The 17,135-nt window shown below is 42.2% G+C and carries 16 protein-coding genes; 8 read left to right on the top strand and 8 right to left on the bottom strand.

All coding sequences use genetic code 11. The features are described 5' to 3' along the window. Window positions 1-23: 23 nt before the first annotated feature. Together VLA57_RS04335 and VLA57_RS04330 are read left to right on the top strand one after the other, a co-directional pair. Window positions 24-815 carry a 3-oxoacyl-ACP reductase gene (locus VLA57_RS04335; RefSeq protein ID WP_133104800.1) on the top strand — a complete coding sequence of 264 codons (792 nt, stop codon included), beginning with the start codon at window positions 24-26 and terminating at the stop codon, window positions 813-815. Between the two features lie 51 nt (window positions 816-866). Further along, the gene (locus tag VLA57_RS04330; protein ID WP_333954442.1) at window positions 867-1,130 is read left to right on the top strand and encodes a hypothetical protein; all 264 of its coding nucleotides are present in this window, start codon (window positions 867-869) and stop codon (window positions 1,128-1,130) included. A gap of 98 nt (window positions 1,131-1,228) precedes the next feature. Here VLA57_RS04330 and VLA57_RS04325 read toward each other — a convergent pair whose 3' ends face one another. The 3 genes from VLA57_RS04325 to parC all read right to left on the bottom strand — a co-directional run bounded on the left by VLA57_RS04325 (window position 1,229) and on the right by parC (window position 5,176). Continuing rightward, window positions 1,229-2,026, bottom strand: coding sequence for a Cof-type HAD-IIB family hydrolase (locus VLA57_RS04325; RefSeq protein WP_333954441.1), 798 nt, complete (start codon window positions 2,024-2,026; stop codon window positions 1,229-1,231). 147 nt (window positions 2,027-2,173) lie between these two features. After that, complete coding sequence (locus VLA57_RS04320) at window positions 2,174-2,809, bottom strand: SMI1/KNR4 family protein (RefSeq protein ID WP_133104797.1); 636 nt, start codon at window positions 2,807-2,809, stop codon at window positions 2,174-2,176. 48 nt (window positions 2,810-2,857) lie between these two features. Next, window positions 2,858-5,176, bottom strand: a complete 2,319-nt coding sequence (gene parC, locus VLA57_RS04315; RefSeq protein WP_333954440.1) for a DNA topoisomerase IV subunit A — start codon at window positions 5,174-5,176, stop codon at window positions 2,858-2,860. 527 nt (window positions 5,177-5,703) lie between these two features. Here parC and VLA57_RS04310 point away from each other — a divergent pair. From VLA57_RS04310 to VLA57_RS04285, 6 genes are all read left to right on the top strand, one after another. Next, on the top strand, window positions 5,704-5,853 hold the full coding sequence (locus tag VLA57_RS04310; RefSeq protein ID WP_188004084.1) for a hypothetical protein: 150 nt from the start codon (window positions 5,704-5,706) through the stop codon (window positions 5,851-5,853). A gap of 28 nt (window positions 5,854-5,881) precedes the next feature. After that, complete coding sequence (locus tag VLA57_RS04305) at window positions 5,882-7,609, top strand: AMP-binding protein (RefSeq protein ID WP_133104795.1); 1,728 nt, start codon at window positions 5,882-5,884, stop codon at window positions 7,607-7,609. 557 nt (window positions 7,610-8,166) lie between these two features. Further along, window positions 8,167-9,951 carry an AMP-binding protein gene (locus tag VLA57_RS04300; protein WP_133104794.1) on the top strand — a complete coding sequence of 595 codons (1,785 nt, stop codon included), beginning with the start codon at window positions 8,167-8,169 and terminating at the stop codon, window positions 9,949-9,951. A 236-nt stretch (window positions 9,952-10,187) separates the two neighbouring features. Continuing rightward, window positions 10,188-10,904, top strand: coding sequence for a ribonuclease PH (gene rph / locus VLA57_RS04295; RefSeq protein WP_011514467.1), 717 nt, complete (start codon window positions 10,188-10,190; stop codon window positions 10,902-10,904). 75 nt (window positions 10,905-10,979) lie between these two features. Then, window positions 10,980-11,471 carry a hypothetical protein gene (locus tag VLA57_RS04290; RefSeq protein ID WP_133104793.1) on the top strand — a complete coding sequence of 164 codons (492 nt, stop codon included), beginning with the start codon at window positions 10,980-10,982 and terminating at the stop codon, window positions 11,469-11,471. Window positions 11,472-11,707: 236 nt separating this feature from the next. Continuing rightward, on the top strand, window positions 11,708-12,532 hold the full coding sequence (locus tag VLA57_RS04285) for a hypothetical protein (RefSeq protein ID WP_133104792.1): 825 nt from the start codon (window positions 11,708-11,710) through the stop codon (window positions 12,530-12,532). 104 nt (window positions 12,533-12,636) lie between these two features. On the opposite strand, the gene hemJ is transcribed toward VLA57_RS04285, so the two are convergent. From hemJ to VLA57_RS04260, 5 genes are all read right to left on the bottom strand, one after another. Further along, window positions 12,637-13,071, bottom strand: a complete 435-nt coding sequence (hemJ, locus tag VLA57_RS04280) for a protoporphyrinogen oxidase HemJ (protein ID WP_011514464.1) — start codon at window positions 13,069-13,071, stop codon at window positions 12,637-12,639. Window positions 13,072-13,168: 97 nt separating this feature from the next. After that, complete coding sequence (gene bioB, locus VLA57_RS04275; protein WP_333954439.1) at window positions 13,169-14,299, bottom strand: biotin synthase BioB; 1,131 nt, start codon at window positions 14,297-14,299, stop codon at window positions 13,169-13,171. Between the two features lie 209 nt (window positions 14,300-14,508). Then, a complete protein-coding gene (locus VLA57_RS04270) occupies window positions 14,509-15,015 on the bottom strand; it encodes a hypothetical protein (RefSeq protein WP_133104790.1) in 507 nt (168 codons plus the stop codon). A 170-nt stretch (window positions 15,016-15,185) separates the two neighbouring features. Next, entirely contained in the window at window positions 15,186-15,575 is a 390-nt protein-coding gene (gene aciT / locus VLA57_RS04265; RefSeq protein ID WP_333954438.1) for an AciT family ciprofloxacin tolerance protein, read from the bottom strand. Window positions 15,576-15,947: 372 nt separating this feature from the next. Then, the gene (locus VLA57_RS04260) at window positions 15,948-16,958 is read right to left on the bottom strand and encodes a DUF368 domain-containing protein (protein ID WP_333954437.1); all 1,011 of its coding nucleotides are present in this window, start codon (window positions 16,956-16,958) and stop codon (window positions 15,948-15,950) included. Between the last annotated feature and the right edge of the window lie 177 nt (window positions 16,959-17,135).

Here is a 17,135-nt window from a genome sequence, read left to right as displayed (position 1 = left end):
ATAATAATAAAGGATACAACATCATGGCTCAAACCGTTATTCCGGCACTTCTTACTGATAAAGTTGCTATCGTTACAGGCGCCAGTCGTGGTCTCGGCACTCAAATCGCCATGCAGATGGCAGCGGCAGGCGCGAGCGTTTGCGTGAATTATTTGCATAGTAAAGAGGCGGCTGAAAAAGTGGTTGCTGATATCGAAGCAGAAGGCGGGCGTGCTTTTACTTATCAAGGGGATGTAACTGATTTAGCACAAATGCAAGCAATGGCAGCAAAAGTTATAGAACGTTTCGGATGTATTGATATATTGGTCAACAATGCCTTGCCGAGCTATCAGTTTAACCCGAGTGCTGATTACACCAGTATCGAGACTGTGAAATGGGCACATTTTTCTCAGCAAATTGACGGCATTGTCCAAGGTGCCGTCAATACAGTACAAGCGGTATTACCGCAAATGAAAACTCAGCAGATGGGTAAGATCATCAATATCTCAACCAACTTGGTTTACAATCCGGTGGTCACTTATTACGACTATACGACGGCAAAATCAGCGCTTATTGGTCTAACGCGTAATCTAGCAGCGGAGCTTGGGCAATATGGTATTCGTGTGAACTTGCTAGCAGGTGGACTATTAAAAACGACTGACGCTAGTAAATTAACCACTGAAGATGTGTTTGATTATATCGCCACCACCACACCACTACGCCAAGCAACCTCAGTTGCCGACTTTGCAAATTCAGTACTATTGATGGCATCTGACTTAAGCTCAGCTATTACTGGTCAATCTATTGCCGTTGATGGCGGCTTGACCATGCCTTAATAATGGCATTATTTACTAAATAAATTGACTTGATTGTACAAGAGAGACGAGATGACGAACCGTAAAATCGCTGGCATTATTACTGCTATTATAGGACTGTGCGCCATCATCGCTTTTTTCAATGATGGTATGAACACGCCCTTGTTAAGCTGGCCATGGGAAGCTTATCTTGGCGTGGCATTCACTATTGGCTGGTTGACCAATTTACCCGCTTTTTTGGCTTATTTAATCGCTGCATTGATCTTTGTTTTGATCGCTGTCGCACTTTATAAAATAGGTAGTTGGCTTTATGGATTAGTATTTAAACGCAGTTAAATGTAGTGATAGATCAGATGAATGGTTCAACCTGCCTATTTGCAGACCATTCATCTGCTTGATTAAACTGATAAATGACCTTATTCAAGCCCACACTGTCACGATGCTATATGCAAATGATCGAGTACCGCTTGTATTCCATATTCTTCAATTGTCCCAGTGACAAAATCCGCACGCGCGATCAGTTCAGGCTTTGCATCGCCCATTGCCACCGCATAGCCGACCAAATCAAACATCTCTAAATCATTTAGCCCATCACCAAATGCCATACAATCCTTCGCATCAATATCGTAATGCAGGCATAAATCGATGATACCGCGTGCTTTAGATGCCTCGATTGGTAATATATCTGCGCCAATATGATGCCAATGCACCAGTTTCAAATCATCTTGGGCAAAGTCAATTTCCTGCATTTTCTCTTCTTGAGTGTTAAAGAATACAGAGCATTGATAAACCGTATTTGCCTTATGATAATCTGGGTCAAGGATAGAATTAGGCGTTATCGCATTGTATTCACGCAGGCGCGCGTTTTCATGTGACCATGCAATATGCGTTGCGGAGTCAAATTTGTGAATGAGTTCACTTTTTTGGCATAGCATTACAATCTTGTTGGTCTGCGTATCGGTTAAAGGATAATGACTAATCATGCCATCTTTATTAAAACTATATTGTCCATTCATACAGATAATGGCATCCAATACATCAGCCTCAAGCAAGGCTAATATATCAGCAGGCAATATGGCTTTGGAACGTCCGGTTGAAATCACCAGTTTAATGTCAGTTTGGGCAAGCGCTTCAAGCGTTGCTTGATTGTGCGCGGCGATAATACCGTTACGGCTTAAGGTATCATCGATATCAAAAAATATGATTTTTGGGGTGGGGGTTTTATTATTCATAGTGGCTTTCAAAGTCCTATTATATTAAAGATTAGCATCGCTACTGATTTGAAACGTATTAACTATAAGGAAGTAGCAGGGTTGTAATAAAATGAATTCATGTAGTTTTGCTAATGTTATGGAGCTATCCATCATATGCTATCACTTCTACCCAGGATAAATTTTTGCTAAAGCATCTAAAAAATGTCCGCTCTTGGGAGTAAGCATATTCAAACTTCTACCTCCATCATCTTCAATATTTATATTGAAATTACCATCACTTAGTTCTTCTATTAGCCAAAATAGAAAATCACTAATACTTTCGTTGGCTACTATTTTTCTATTTTCATCGCGACCAAAGTTTATTACTTGCCCAACTATGCCAAGTTTATCTGGATCTAAATCTATTCCTAAAAAATTTCCACCATAGTCGTAGGCAAATGGAATCCAAAATTGATTATTACTAGCTTTTTTGAAAAAACCATCGGGAGTTGATTTCATCCATTCACTCATTGAATTAATTACATCTTTTCCTATCTCTTTTATTATCTGTTTTTCTAACTCAATATGACTAATAATTCCTTTGATAGACATAAACTCTAAGCCATACCAAAGTCCAGTAGGCGCATTACCCATTTGTCCATTATGCCATTGATATAACGAAATAAAATCTTCTGGTAAGCTCCTACCAATTGTTTTCTCTAATAATTGAATTTCTTCCATAGTAGCAGGTGGATTCAAATCTTTCACAACCTCAGGTAAATGCTTTTCGAGCCAGTTCTCAAATATGGTTAAGTCTTCCATGATAAGTCCTTAATTAAGATTCATTCTTTAGTAGTTATATCACTCTAACTACCCAACAACCTCTACACTCGTCACATTCTGAAAGCCCCTTGGTAGCTGACCACCACGACTGCCACGTTTAGCAGTATAGTTTGCTAAGTCCATTGGCTTTAAGGTTACATGACGCTTGCCAGCAGTAATGATTAAGCTGTCTCGTTTACTGAGTGGCGTGATGGTAAGTACTTCTTCATCACCTTTTAGAGTAATCATCTTATTGCCCTTACCGCGAGCTTGTTCCGGTAAGTCATCAAGCGCAAAGATTAATAAATAGCCAGCATTGGTGACCACAGCGATATGATCGAGAGTAGCGCTATTTTCGCTAGCAGGGATGCCATTATTCTCAGAGCTTACAATCACCTCAGTTTGAGCATCAATACGGGCGATAGGTAATAAACGACTATCAGCAGCTAGGTTAATGATATTTTTACCGGCTTTTTGATTGCTATCTAGATTACCAATGGTGTTAATAAAACCATAGCCTTGCGAGCTGGCTAAAATAATACGCTGGTCATTATCACCGGTTAGCAATTGCTCAAAAGTCGCACCTGCTGGCGGTTTTAAGACGCTGGTCAGAGGATCGCCTTGACCACGAGCCGAAGCAAGGCTATGCGCGTCAATGCTATAGCTGCGTCCGGTACTATCGAGCACGTAGATCTTCTCATTAGATTTAGCGCGGACGTGCGCTTGATAGCTGTCACCTGAGCGATAAGCCATGCCAGCAGCATCAACGTCATGACCTTTAGCCGCGCGTATCCAGCCCGCTTTCGATAGGATAGCGGTGACAGGCTCGCTTGGTACGAGGTCAGATTCTTTGAGGGCTTGCGCTTCTTCGCGTTCTGCCAATTGCGATACGCGCTCGTTACCGTGTTCTTTCATATCGGCGGTGAGCTCATCAATCATCAAATTGGTCAGGCTATCTGGATTGTCCAAGTATTCTTGAATGATGGCGCGTTCAGCAGCTAGATCATCTTGCTCGCGGCGCAGCTCAATCTCTTCGAGTTTAGCTAACTGACGCAGACGAATATCCAAGATAGCATTGGCTTGTATCTCAGTCAGGTCATAATCTTGCATTAATGATAATTTTGGGTCGTCTTCTTCACGAATGATGCGAATAACTTCATCGATATTCAGATACGCAATCAGCAAACCTGCGAGGATATGCAAGCGCTTATCGATTTTATCAAGACGATATTGCAAGCGGCGCGTAACCACTGAGCGGCGACAGACTAGCCATTCATCAAGGATTTCTTTTAGGTTTTTGACCTGCGGTTTACCGTTTAGGCCAATCATATTCATGTTGACGCGATAATTGCTTTCTAGATCCGTACTGGCAAACAGATGGCTCATTACTCGCTGCACGTCGACGCGGGTAGATTTTAGCTCAAGCACGATACGGCAAGCGTTTTCGTGGTCTGACTCATCATGAATATCAACAATCCAAGGCAGCTTCTTATCGGTCATCAGCTTGGCGATTTGCTCTTGAATTTTATTGCCTGAGACTTGGTAAGGAAGGGCATTGATGATGACAAGATTTTTCTCTTTCGGATCAATATGGAAGGTCGCCCGCATTTTATAGCTGCCACGTCCAGTCTCGTATATCGCTTGCAAGTCTTTTTTGCTGGTGATGATCTCAGCTGGGGTTGGCAAATCAGGCGCTGGTATCGATTGAGTTAATTGCTTAACCGATAGCTCAGGGTTTTTGAGCAGACGAATCGCTGCGCGTACCACCTCATTCAGGTTATGCGGCGGAATATCCGTTGCCATACCGACGGCGATACCAGTTGTTCCATTTAATAAAATATTGGGCAGGCGGGCAGGCAGGGTGGTTGGCTCCAACATCGTACCATCGAAGTTATCTTGCCAATCAACCGTACCTTGACCAAGTTCCGCGAGCAAGGTATTGGCATAAGCAGACATTTTGGCTTCGGTATAACGCATGGCCGCAAATGATTTCGGATCATCTGGGCTACCCCAGTTACCTTGACCAGTGATGAGTGGATAGCGATAGCTGAAAGGCTGTGCCATCAGTACCATCGCTTCATAACAAGCGCTGTCGCCATGCGGATGATATTTACCCAACACGTCACCGACTGTACGCGCAGATTTTTTCGCCTTCGCTGTCGATTTTAGCCCAAGCTCGCTCATGGCATAAACAATACGGCGCTGGACAGGCTTTAGACCATCAGCAATATTTGGCAGCGCCCGATCCATGATGACGTACATGGCATAATTAAGATAGGCTTGCTCAGCGAACTCTGCCACTGAGCGCGTATCCATTGGTTCATTTGCAAGGATTGGGTCAAGCGTGTGATCGATAACATCGGACATAAAATAGGGTTCACTTATCAGTTTTAATAGGTATAAAAAATCGGTGCAATCGTGCAAATAGGATAGTGCTATCCTAAAGGATATTGGTGCAATTAAAAAGCCACTACTCAGTATAAACGACAGTGCATGACGTGCTTAAGCTAATGGTCTTATTAAGCATGATGATCCTATAACGTTTTGGTCGATAGTTTTTAGAATATAAGATGAGTGTCGTTCATGTTACTGTTTTTATTCTCTTACTTATCACATTAACGTTTTCATCCATATAGCCTTAACAATGCTCATAATCATAAAATCGATGCAGGCAAGCAGTGTACAGGCTAAGCGCTTATCGTTTTGCTCAATGTCACTTCCAGATTTTAATGGATTCTATCTACGAATAGACGATAAATACTTATCAACAAAAAGTGGGTTAATTCCTCGGAATCCTAATTAACTCACTGATATAAATGTAAATATTGACCGTCAAGTTACTTTACGAACTCAAGTAGCATTTTTTTGTATTGAGTAGTTTGTATAAAGTGTGTATGTTAAACAATAAAGGGCTATTTACCGCTAAATTGTTGACTCATCACAATATCTTTGCACCGCCAGCCTTGCTTGCCATCACTGTGGTGAGCTTGCGCACCGAGTTTTTGTACGTTTATCACATTGTGATAATTATGGGTTTACAGTAGCGCATTATTTATTAGGAGAAGTAAGATTATGGAAAATCAAGGTAACCAGATCCGTCGTAACGATAAAGTATGGGTAAAAACTTATGAAAAGCTTGGTATTCAATATGATATTGATATGCCAGCCGCTAATACTTCTTTAATCGATATATTTGAACGGAATTTTGTTAAACATGCTGGTAAAACAGCGTTTGTGTGTATGGACGTCAAGCTTTCCTACGAAGATTTAGATCGCTATAGTAAACAAATTGCTGCCTACTTGCAGTCACTGGGGCTGAAAAAAGGCGATAAAGTCGGCGTTATGATGCCAAATATTTTGCAGCTACCAGTTGCAGTATTGGGTGTGCTGCGTGCGGGTATGACCTTGGTCAACGTCAATCCGCTTTATACCTCAAAAGAGCTTGAGCATCAGCTAACAGACTCTGATACCAAAGCATTATTTATTTTAGAGAACTTTGCCAAAACCTATGAAGAGATTGGTAAAGACTTGGTTGACCATGTCGTTGTAACCTCGATGGGCGACTTGATGAGCCCGTTGAAAGGCTTTATTGTCAATATGGTCGTGCGCCATGTGAAAAAACTGGTACCTGATTATAATCTTAAAAGCAGCACCAACTTTAAAACGGCACTGAATCGCTTTCCGGCGAAAAATTATAAACGTCCAGATAATATCTGCCTTGATGATATTGCTGTTCTGCAATATACCGGTGGTACCACAGGTGTGGCCAAAGGCGCGATGCTTACCCATGGCAACTTAGTTGCCAACCTGATTCAGTGTGATACCTATCTTGGTGACGCTTTCGATAAATTTGACGGTATGGCTGAGCAACCCGTTATCATGACGGCATTGCCGCTGTATCATATCTTCTCATTTACCGTTTGTGGCATGTTCGGCTTATATCGCGGCTGTATCGGTCTACTGGTGCCGAATCCACGTGATGGTGCAAGCTTGATCAAGGCTTATAAAGATTACCCACCTGCGTTTTTCCCAGCAGTTAATACCCTGTTTAATGCATTGGCGAACAGTGAGGTATTTAAAGCCTTAGATCATAGCAAGCTTGAGATGTCTATGGGCGGTGGCATGGCGGTTCTAAAAGATACTGCTGAGAAATGGCAAAAAATTACTGGTAACGTGATTGTACAAGGTTATGGTCTGTCAGAGACTTCTCCGGTTGCGTCTGCAAACCCACAGGGTAATGGTGAATTCTCAGGCAATATCGGTCTGCCGATGCCAGCGACTGACATGGCTATCTTGGATGAAGAAGGCAATGAAGTAGCCCTTGGTGAGCGCGGTGAGATTTGTGTTCGTGGTCCGCAAGTGATGAAAGGCTACTGGAAACGTGATGATGCTACGGCTGAAGTCATGACGTCTGACGGTTATTTCCGTACCGGTGATATCGGTGTGATGGATGAAGAAGGCTATTTTAAAATTGTTGATCGTAAGAAAAACATGATTTTGGTATCAGGCTTTAACGTGTATCCAAACGAAGTAGAAGATGTGATGTCCGCCCATCCAAAGATTTTGGAATGTGGTGTCATCGGTGTCGAAGACGAAAAGAGTGGCGAAGTACCGAAGATTTATGTGGTGCGTAGTGATGACAGCTTGACGAAAGAAGAAGTGCTTGCCTATAGCAAAGAAAACCTAACCGGTTATAAGCGTCCGCGTTACGTTGAGTTCATCGATGAGTTGCCAAAATCGAACGTCGGTAAGATTTTACATAAAGATCTACGCGTACTTGAAGAAAAGAACCACGGTTAGAATATTTACCATCAAGTTCAAAGCGCTTTTTATCTGCTTTCATCTTTATCTGTTAGTAAGAAGCAGGGATGAAAACCGCTTAGTAGTTGATGTGGCAGTTAGTAGAAACAGCCAGTAAAAATAGCTATGATATATTGTTGTAAAAGATGGTTATCAATGATGATAAGGTCGCTTATATAGGGCCTTATCATTTTTTTGTTTTCCTATTATGATTTGGTGGTATTCATAGAGAATTCTCCATAAAGCTGATATAGTCCGTATCGATATTTTTTGCACTTAACGATAAAAGTGTGGATTTTTTAGCCCAGAGCTTTCACAGAATGATCACTATAAAGCACTGTAGCTGTGTTAGCTTTAACGGTTTTATAGTAAATAATAGAGTGGAGTGTGAAGGTGATAATTTTGATTTAAAAGATTTGTGAATGATAAGATCTGTTTGCTTATGAGCGAAAAGACTTCTTATTCACAAGTTTTTGATTTTGCAAATGAGTGACTAACGACCACGGTGATTTAATTAGACATATTCTATATTTTAACGGCCACATTTAAGGAAAATTATGACTGATAATATCAATAAAGAGATGACAGACCATAAAGCTGCGAATAATACTCAATCAAAGGCTGGAACGAACGCATTTCCTACTATGCCGACGATAGCGAGTGACAGTCCATGGTTAAGTGCTTATGAGCGCTATGGCATTAATCCTACCATTGAGATGCCAGATGACAGTACCTCTTTACTTGATGTGTTCGAGCGTAATTTCAGCCGTTATGGACAGAAAACTGCCTATATCTGCATGGGTGCTTCTATTACCTTTAAGCAATTAGATTTATACAGTCGTCAAATTGCCAGTTATTTACAGTCATTAGGGCTCGTAAAAGGTGATAAAGTCGGTGTCATGATGCCCAATATCTTGCAGTATCCTGTGGTGGCTTTGGGTATCATTCGCGCAGGTATGGTGCTGGTCAATGTCAATCCTTTGTATACCAGCCGCGAGTTATCGCATCAGCTGCATGACAGTGGCACCAAAGCATTGTTCATCGTCGAAAACTTTGCAAAAACTTATCAAGATGCGCAAGATAAGGGTCAAGTGAAGCATGTTATCGTCTGTAAAATTGGCGATATGTTAGGTACGATTAAAGGACACGTGGTCAATCTGGTCGCGCGCCATGTCAAAAAAATGATTCCCGCGTATCGTTTGCCAGAGAGCACGAGCTTTAAGCAGGCATTAAGTGCCGTATCAGCTAGCAAATATCAGCGTCCTGATTTGAACTTAAGCGATGTGGCATTATTGCAATATACTGGTGGTACGACTGGGGTAGCTAAGGGTGCGATGCTGTCTCATGGTAACTTAATCGCCAATATGTTACAGATTAGCGCGCTCATGGACAGCGCTTTTGAAGAAGATATAGACGCTACTGATGTGCTTTTGACCGCGCTACCGCTATACCATGTGTTCTCGTTTATGGTTTGCGGGATGTATAGCATGTACCAAGGTTGTGCTGGTTTGCTGATTCCAAATCCGCGTGATCTTGATGGTTTGATTAAAGAGATGGGCAAATACAAACCGGCCTTTATCCCTGCAGTAAATACTTTGTTTAATGGCTTGGTACATAAAGAAAGTTTTGCAGATTTGGATTTCTCTAGTTTAAAAGCCTCTATCGGTGGCGGTATGTCGGTACTACCAAGCGTGGCAAAAGAGTGGCATAAGATCACTGGTCTGCCTATCGTTGAAGGCTATGGCTTGTCTGAAACCTCACCAGTGGTTGCCTTTAACCCAATGACCATTGCTGAATTTACTGGGAAGATTGGTATCCCTGCCCCTAGTACCGATGTCATTTTGATTGATGATGATGAAAAAATGGTGGCTATCGGTGAGCGTGGTGAAATCTGTGTCAAAGGTCCACAAGTCATGATTGGGTATCAAAACCGTCCTGAAGAAACGGCTGAAAGCTTTACTGCCAGTGGTCATCTTAAAACAGGCGATATCGGCATTATGGACGAAAAAGGCTTTATCAAAATTGTTGACCGCAAAAAAGACATGATTTTGGTTTCTGGTTTTAATGTCTATCCAAATGAAATCGAAGAAGCCATGAGCGAGCATCCAGGGATAGTAGAGTGCGGCGCGATCGGGATTCCAAATGATGATCGCGGCGAAGACCCAAAGCTATATGTGGTCAAAAAAGGCAATGTGACCGAGCAAGAGCTGCTTGATTTTGGCAAAAAACAACTGACCGGCTATAAGCGTCCACGTCATATTCAATTCGTTGACGAATTACCAAAATCAAACGTGGGCAAAATCCTGCGTAAAGAATTGCGTAAGATGGAAGGTTTAGAATAACTTTTACAGCTATTTTTAATCAATACAGCGGTGCGATAGCTTGTGTGAATCTTGCTATTGCACCGTTGTCACGTTAGGATAACCTAACATTTAGCCCTGCTAGAGCATTCAGCTGTCATTTATTTTAATAAATAAATTTGCTGGAAATACTGATTGGCTAACCACATAACCATAAATTTAAATCTAAACCTCTTATTTTATAACACTGCTTTTACAACTTCGTACTAGGGAATTTTATGCGTATTGACAACCGTGAGCTTAATCAACTTCGCTCAATCAGCTTTGAGCGCCATTACACTAAGCATGCTGAAGGGTCAGTATTGGTCAGCTTTGGCGACACCAAAGTACTGTGCACCGCAAGTGTAGAGTCTGGCGTACCGCGTTGGCTCAAAGGTAAAGGCAAAGGCTGGATCACGGCTGAATATGGCATGTTGCCACGCGCGACCAATACTCGTAATCAACGTGAAGCGGCTCGCGGTAAGCAATCAGGTCGTACCCAAGAAATCCAGCGTTTAATCGGCCGTAGTTTACGCGCCATGATTGATTTGAGTAAGCTTGGTGAAAATACCATTTACCTAGATTGTGATGTCTTGCAAGCGGATGGTGGTACTCGTACTGCTAGTGTGACCGGTGCCGCGATTGCCCTTATCGATGCCTTAGAGAGCATCCAAAAAACTAAGAAACTAAAAGCGGATCCATTGATTGGCTTGGTTGCTGCCGTTTCTGTCGGTATGAAAGATGGTAAAGCGTACTTAGATTTAAACTACGAAGAAGATGCCAGCTGTGATACGGATTTGAACGTGGTGATGACCCAAAAAGGCGAATTTATTGAGCTACAAGGGACGGCGGAAGAAAAGCCATTTACTCGCGCCCAAGCTGATGACATGCTTATTCTAGCCGAAAAAGGTATCGCTGAGCTGATTGCTATGCAAAAAACTGCCTTAGGTTGGTAGTCATATAAGACCGCAATACGGCTTACTATTCATATTTTTATAATACTTTCACTGCTTTTTTATAGGTAAACGTGCATGCTTAAGCTGACTGATGACGGCGCCAAAATTACCTTACAAGGACAGCCCCAAGCATTAGACAATGGGTTGTTTTGGTTTGGTGCGGCGTTATTGGTAGGCGCAGTATGCGTCGCGCTGGCAATGAGTCTGTTGCCGGTACGATGGTCAATTGGTGCGCTTGCACTGCTGATTATCGGTAGCTTCTTTTTTAATCGGCAGCGTCAACAGCATAAAAAAGCCATGGCAGGTAATATTAGTAGCGGCATCTTATGGGTGCGTGCTGGTGAGCTGGTACATGACAACCAAGGCAAGCGTATGCCTATCAAGCTAACTGACAGCGATACGATAAGTCTAGTAGGCGAGCAATTAGAGATTACTGATGGCGATTCTAAACGTAAATATTGTATTAGTGGCTTTGATAATATCCAAGAAGCCACTGCTACCAAAGCCATTCTACAAGGTCAAACACTGACCAAACGTCATGTTAATATCAAAATGAGCAGCGATTAAGACCTTTATTATTAAAGGTTTTTTTAATGTTTTAGATTTTTAACCTGCACATCTTATATCATTTATTTACCGCTTATCCTTATGTTTATACCTTTTATCGTTTATTTAAGCGTGATAAGGCTTGCAGAATCTTGTCCAAATGGTTTATAAGTAAGATTGAAAAATCTCATCATACTTATAATGAATACGGTTATCGCTACTATGGTTATTGATACTATATTGACAAGGAGCTAGTCATGTCGCGTTTGCCCATTTGGTCAATCACAACGTCGTGCAGTGCATTATTACTTACTCTGGGTGCAGTCGGTCAAGTTCACGCCGATAGTATGAGCAGCTTGATTGCTCAAAAATCTTCTCTAACTGATTATAGCGCCCGCTATACACCATCGTACCCCGCTGTCCCTGCTGCTAAAATCAGTACGCGATCCACTATCCAACGTGCTGGTACTTCTAATAGTTATCGTTCGAATACAAGTAATACGCAACCAAGTTATTCTAATAGTAGCTATGCTAATAAAACCTACTCTAACCAAAATGCTTATGTTAGCAGAAACCAACCTAATTATCGTTATCCTGAAGTACAACGCCAAGTATCGTCAGTTCTACCCGCATTTTTATCAGGCAACTATGATAATGTCGATAGCGAGTATCTACCGTTACTCAGCAATGCCGAAACGCAAAGTAGTCTGGCTGCCCGTGAAGTCATCAGCACTGCCCGTAAAATGGCGCTGAACGAGCGTACGATTATTCAAGGCGGCTGCTGGGATTATCTGAATGCGGTGTTCAAACGAGCCGGGGTGACGCGCGATACCATCCATAAAGGTACCTATGGTCAAGGTCCTTATGCCAATAGTGGTGAAATCGAAGTTGGTGACTGGCTCTACTATATCAATCATGGTTATAACGGTGTCGAGCACAGCGGATTGTTTGTTGGCTGGGTTGATGAGCAAGCAAAGCAAGCGCTGATATTAAGCTATGCTGGCGAGAGCCGCCGCGAGCCTGCGCGCTATCGTGTTTATGATTTGAGCAATGTCTATCAAATTATGCGCCCGAACGTTTAATACAGACCTTCTTAATATAGTTTATTCAAACATAAAAAAGCGTCCCTCACTTGATGAAGTGAGGGACGCTTTTTTATTAAGCATTGCCTATACTAGAGCCAATTTTAGAACGGTTTAACCACCACTAGAATCACAATAATGACTAAAGCAAATACGGGTACTTCATTAAACCAGCGCCAAAATACATGCGACTTATATTGCGGGTTATCGACCAGCTTTTTACGATAAAAACCACAGGCACCATGATAAGCGGACAATAGAATAACTAAGAATATCTTTACGTGTAGCCAGCCTTGGGTTTTATAGACGTCCCAACCCAAAAACACCATCCATAACCCAAAAGCCCAAGTCGCTATCATAGCTGGCGTCATGATGCCGCGATAGAGCTTGCGCTCCATGATAGTAAAGCGCTCTTGACTGATCTTGTCATCGCTCATTGCATGATAGACAAATAGGCGCGGCAAGTAGAAAATCGCTGCAAACCAGCACACCACGGATATAATGTGTGCCGCTTTAATCCAATTAAAATAATCTGCCATGCTGAAGTCTCTTTGGTTATTTTAAGCAATGATAAACGCGAGCAAGCTTAGCGCAGATTATCTGATAATGGTAGCGTTAAGCCAAAACTACTCAGCCCTAACTAGCCAAAACTACTTGTGATTGATGACCGCTCATAGCATCCATGACGGGCACTTGCTTTGGTGCGCGAGGAGCGGCAAATTGCTTGGTTAAGCCAAGCTCACGCATGAGTCTATCATCGCCTGATTGACTGGCGTTACCCGTGGTCAGCAGTTTGTCACCATAAAAGAATGAGTTGGCACCTGCCATAAATGCTAATGCTTGCTCAGCGTCAGATAAGCTTTCGCGACCAGCAGATAAACGTACATAGCTACTTGGACAGCAAATACGTGTCACAGCAATGGTACGAATCCACTCAAGAACTGACAATTGACCTTCTGCCAAGACCTTATCACCGATTGGCGTGCCCTGAATCGGCACCAATAAGTTGACTGGAATAGACTCTGGTGCTTTAGGCATTTTTAGTAGCTCATGCACCCAGTCAATGCGGTCATCACGGCTCTCACCCATACCGACGATATTGCCGCTACAGACGTTGATACCTGAGTTGCGTACGTTGGTGATGGTATCTAGACGCTCATCGTAGCTGCGCGTACTAACTACTTGCTCATAGTAGCTTCTAGACGTATCCAAATTATGATTGTAATAATCCAGTCCTGCGTCTGCCAGTTGCGCGGCCTGATCAGTATCTAGCATACCTAGAGTCATACAGGTCTCAAGCCCTAAGGCTTTGACTTCTTTGACCAGCTCGACCACATAAGGCATGTCTTTGGCACTAGGGTGCTTCCATGCTGCGCCCATGCAAAATCGTGATGAGCCAGTAGCTTTTGCGCGTTTGGCAGCGGCAATCACCTTGTCCACCTCTATGCGCTTCTCAGCGACCAGCTTGGTTTTATCGCGGTGATGACCGGATTGTGAGCAGTAGCCGCAATCTTCAGGGCAGTTGCCAGTCTTGATAGACAACAAGGTGCTGATTTGTACTTCATTGGCATTGAAGTTCTGACGATGTATGGTTTGCGCTTGTAATAATAAATCCATCAATGGCAAATCGAACAATTGGGCAATTTGCTCGCGACTGCATTTGCTGGCAGTGGCTTGTGTGGCATCGGTCGGTAGTGATGCTAAAAAATCGTTGTCATTGCTATTAGCGTTGTTATTTGGCTCTGTGATATTTAGTAGTGCTGACATAATATAAATCCTTTTATAAAGATATTAGGCATGGTCATAGAAGATAAACATCGGATGTCGCTCATCTGTTTTAATTTTTTAGTAGTACTATCTACAATAAAAAAGGTTGCGCTATAGTATAGCGCAACCTTTTTAGAAAATCAGAAACTAGCGAAGCAGTCATTCAGCTATCAGTAACAGCTATCTATCTATCGCTTCTGATTATTCGATTATTTACCCAACTTGTGCTTAGCAACGCCGACCCAATGGTTGGCAAGTTTTTGAGCTTTATAAGCATATGGCTTGGCTTTTTGGATATAAGGTTTACATTCTTCTGGAATGGCTGGCACGATATGCTTAGCAAGTTTATTGAACCACATCATTAGGCTGTAATCGCCTTCGATGCTTAAGTTGCCTTCTTGTACGGCAGTCATAAAGGCAGGCAAGCTGCCTTTAGTTAAAAGCTTAACGCCTGTCATAGAGTCTTTAAAATTGATAGTCAGGTCAGCTTCTTTAGCATGACCACTATGTTGGCTAAATTCACCATTATCAAAGCTATAATAACGTGCCACATCTGCTTCAGTGCTAGCAAGCTCAATGATAACCTTGCGATCTGCAAGTATTTTTTTAACATCTTCATTATCGCTATCAGCTAGCATAGACAAACGATAACCAATCACAGCTAATAAAACATCTAATGGATCAGACTTAATATCCAAAATCGGTACAGTAAACATAGACAAACTCCTAAAAAATGAGACGCAAATAATGCGTACTTTATAACAATTTTTGTGACAAATATATAAGTAGATTATAAACGATTGCTAGGTGTCAATTCTTTAGGAGTTACGTAGAGAGCCTTAAGTATCTTGTAACATTCGATGACAGCAATATGATAACGCAGGGTTTAATGAAAGCGTGGCTGATAGTCATCGTCATAGACGGGTGTATGCTCTATATAGCGCGCTGCTTGCAGCTCACGCTCTTGTATCATGCTGCGACTGACATCCTCATAACGTAACGCTCGATATAAGACCCATGCGCCCAAAGGCAGCCAACTGATACCCATAGCAATTACATAATTGTGCCATTCTGACCACAAGAACCAATGTGTCACTAAACTATGAATCATTTCTACGGCAAACCAGTATCCCATGCCGCCAAACAAATACCAAAGCAACCAGCGCTGTGATGACACAGCAATAGCAACAACTGCGATTAAAAATAAACCATAGCCCAATATGGCACTTGTACTCAACGCCTCGCTACCAAATGTAGAAAATATTGTTAATAACATTGTTCATCTCGCTCTTCATAAGGTGAATTCCAACAAGGCTATTATGGAAGTTTGTAGCAGAAAGCTAAAGCCTCTGAAGGCGACTTTGCGACAACAGCTGACGTTTGATTTTTTAAAAGTATTTAGCAAAATAAATGGTAAATCTTACAGTTTTAGAGAACAAAAAAACGCCTTGATATGGGCGCTTTTTTTTGATGGTAAGATTTAATATAGTGAGTTCAATATAGAAGAGTTATGTTCAGAATAGCATTATGCTGGTATAAATTTCTCTCGCTTGCTGTGCACTTTGCACTCCAGAGGCTTCGTAAAATTTATTCCAGCAGTACTGTATTCTTTTTAAATTGAATCGACTATAGCAAGAGTAGACAGATACTAAGGGCGAGGGCTACGGCGACCCCAAAGCGATAAGGCAGTCACTAGAATGGCACCTAATAGCATCAAGCTCAAGGTCGTTAACCACTCTGCGCCGGTAGGGTAATGCCATGGCATGACGTTATAAATGGCTTCACTATTTAATGTCCCTAGGGCATCTGTTTTCCAAGGCCAGACTTTGACCAACGAGCCTGCGATAAAGCCGATAAGTAGCGCTAAAGTTGCTTGATAATAACGGGACAATAACCATTTGAGCATACGGGTAAAGAGCAATAATCCTGTTGCCATGCCAGCGACCAATGTAAAGATAATAGCAAAGTTTAAAGTATGAACCGCTTCGAGTACCGTATCATAAGCACCCATCAACAATAAAATAAAAGATCCTGAGATGCCTGGTAATATCATCGCGCAAATAGCGATAGCACCCGCAACAAACAAATACGGCAAACTTGGGGTCGTATTCATCAGAGGCAAGCTGCTAATAATAACGGCGCTGGCTACTCCAAGCAGGAACAATAGCGCCCGTCCGATATTCCAGCGCTTAATCTCACTTAATAACAGAAAAACAGTTGCAATGACCAAACCAAAAAAGAAAGACCAAATCATTAAAGGCTGATTGTCTAATAAATGCTTAATAACACCGGCAAGCGTTGCAAGGCTAGTGGCAATACCCATCAACAAAAACAATAAAAAAGTGGCATCGACTTGTCGCCATACTGCAATTAAACCTTTGATACCACCTTCTTGGCGAAAGACCTGCCAAAGATTGGGACCCACACTGCTCAAAGCGTTAATTAAGCGCTCATAAATACCTGCAATCAATGCAATCGTACCACCAGAGACGCCCGGTACAATGTCAGCCGCGCCCATTGCCAACCCTCGCACATAGACACCCAGTAATTCCTTGGGGCTATTTTTATAAATCGGGCTGCTTTCGTCAGCCGCAGGTTGGTTATCTAACTGGGTGGAAGATGACTGGGCATCTGGCCGTGGTGATTGTGATGCCGTCATGGACAATCCTTTTTATTGGACAAGATAAAGTTACTGGATAAGATAAAAGTGGCAATATGAAATGACAATCGCGTATGGCAGTATAGTAGCGCCAAAAAACACTGTAAAGCAGAGAATAAACCATAAAAGCTGGACCAATTAAAATGTATCAGCCCAGCTTTTGGTTCGATATCTTTT

It is taken from the genome of Psychrobacter sp. S4(2024) (assembly GCF_036861305.1).
Taxonomy (GTDB): domain Bacteria; phylum Pseudomonadota; class Gammaproteobacteria; order Pseudomonadales; family Moraxellaceae; genus Psychrobacter; species Psychrobacter cryohalolentis.
The sequence above is the reverse complement of the archived record's forward strand: the minus strand, read 5'-3'. Positions and strand labels throughout refer to the sequence as shown.

Bases quoted from the DNA above. Each gene is read 5' to 3' on its own strand.
- VLA57_RS04290 (WP_133104793.1), top strand. From the start codon at position 10,980: ATGCTTAAGCTGACTGATGACGGCGCCAAAATTACCTTACAAGGACAG.
- VLA57_RS04310 (WP_188004084.1), top strand. From the start codon at position 5,704: ATGTTAAACAATAAAGGGCTATTTACCGCTAAATTGTTGACTCATCAC.
- parC (WP_333954440.1), bottom strand. From the start codon at position 5,176: ATGTCCGATGTTATCGATCACACGCTTGACCCAATCCTTGCAAATGAA.
- VLA57_RS04335 (WP_133104800.1), top strand. From the start codon at position 24: ATGGCTCAAACCGTTATTCCGGCACTTCTTACTGATAAAGTTGCTATC.
- VLA57_RS04330 (WP_333954442.1), top strand. From the start codon at position 867: ATGACGAACCGTAAAATCGCTGGCATTATTACTGCTATTATAGGACTG.
- bioB (WP_333954439.1), bottom strand. From the start codon at position 14,299: ATGTCAGCACTACTAAATATCACAGAGCCAAATAACAACGCTAATAGC.
- VLA57_RS04300 (WP_133104794.1), top strand. From the start codon at position 8,167: ATGACTGATAATATCAATAAAGAGATGACAGACCATAAAGCTGCGAAT.
- VLA57_RS04270 (WP_133104790.1), bottom strand. From the start codon at position 15,015: ATGTTTACTGTACCGATTTTGGATATTAAGTCTGATCCATTAGATGTT.
- VLA57_RS04320 (WP_133104797.1), bottom strand. From the start codon at position 2,809: ATGGAAGACTTAACCATATTTGAGAACTGGCTCGAAAAGCATTTACCT.
- hemJ (WP_011514464.1), bottom strand. From the start codon at position 13,071: ATGGCAGATTATTTTAATTGGATTAAAGCGGCACACATTATATCCGTG.
- VLA57_RS04285 (WP_133104792.1), top strand. From the start codon at position 11,708: ATGTCGCGTTTGCCCATTTGGTCAATCACAACGTCGTGCAGTGCATTA.
- VLA57_RS04325 (WP_333954441.1), bottom strand. From the start codon at position 2,026: ATGAATAATAAAACCCCCACCCCAAAAATCATATTTTTTGATATCGAT.
- VLA57_RS04260 (WP_333954437.1), bottom strand. From the start codon at position 16,958: ATGACGGCATCACAATCACCACGGCCAGATGCCCAGTCATCTTCCACC.
- VLA57_RS04305 (WP_133104795.1), top strand. From the start codon at position 5,882: ATGGAAAATCAAGGTAACCAGATCCGTCGTAACGATAAAGTATGGGTA.
- rph (WP_011514467.1), top strand. From the start codon at position 10,188: ATGCGTATTGACAACCGTGAGCTTAATCAACTTCGCTCAATCAGCTTT.
- aciT (WP_333954438.1), bottom strand. From the start codon at position 15,575: ATGTTATTAACAATATTTTCTACATTTGGTAGCGAGGCGTTGAGTACA.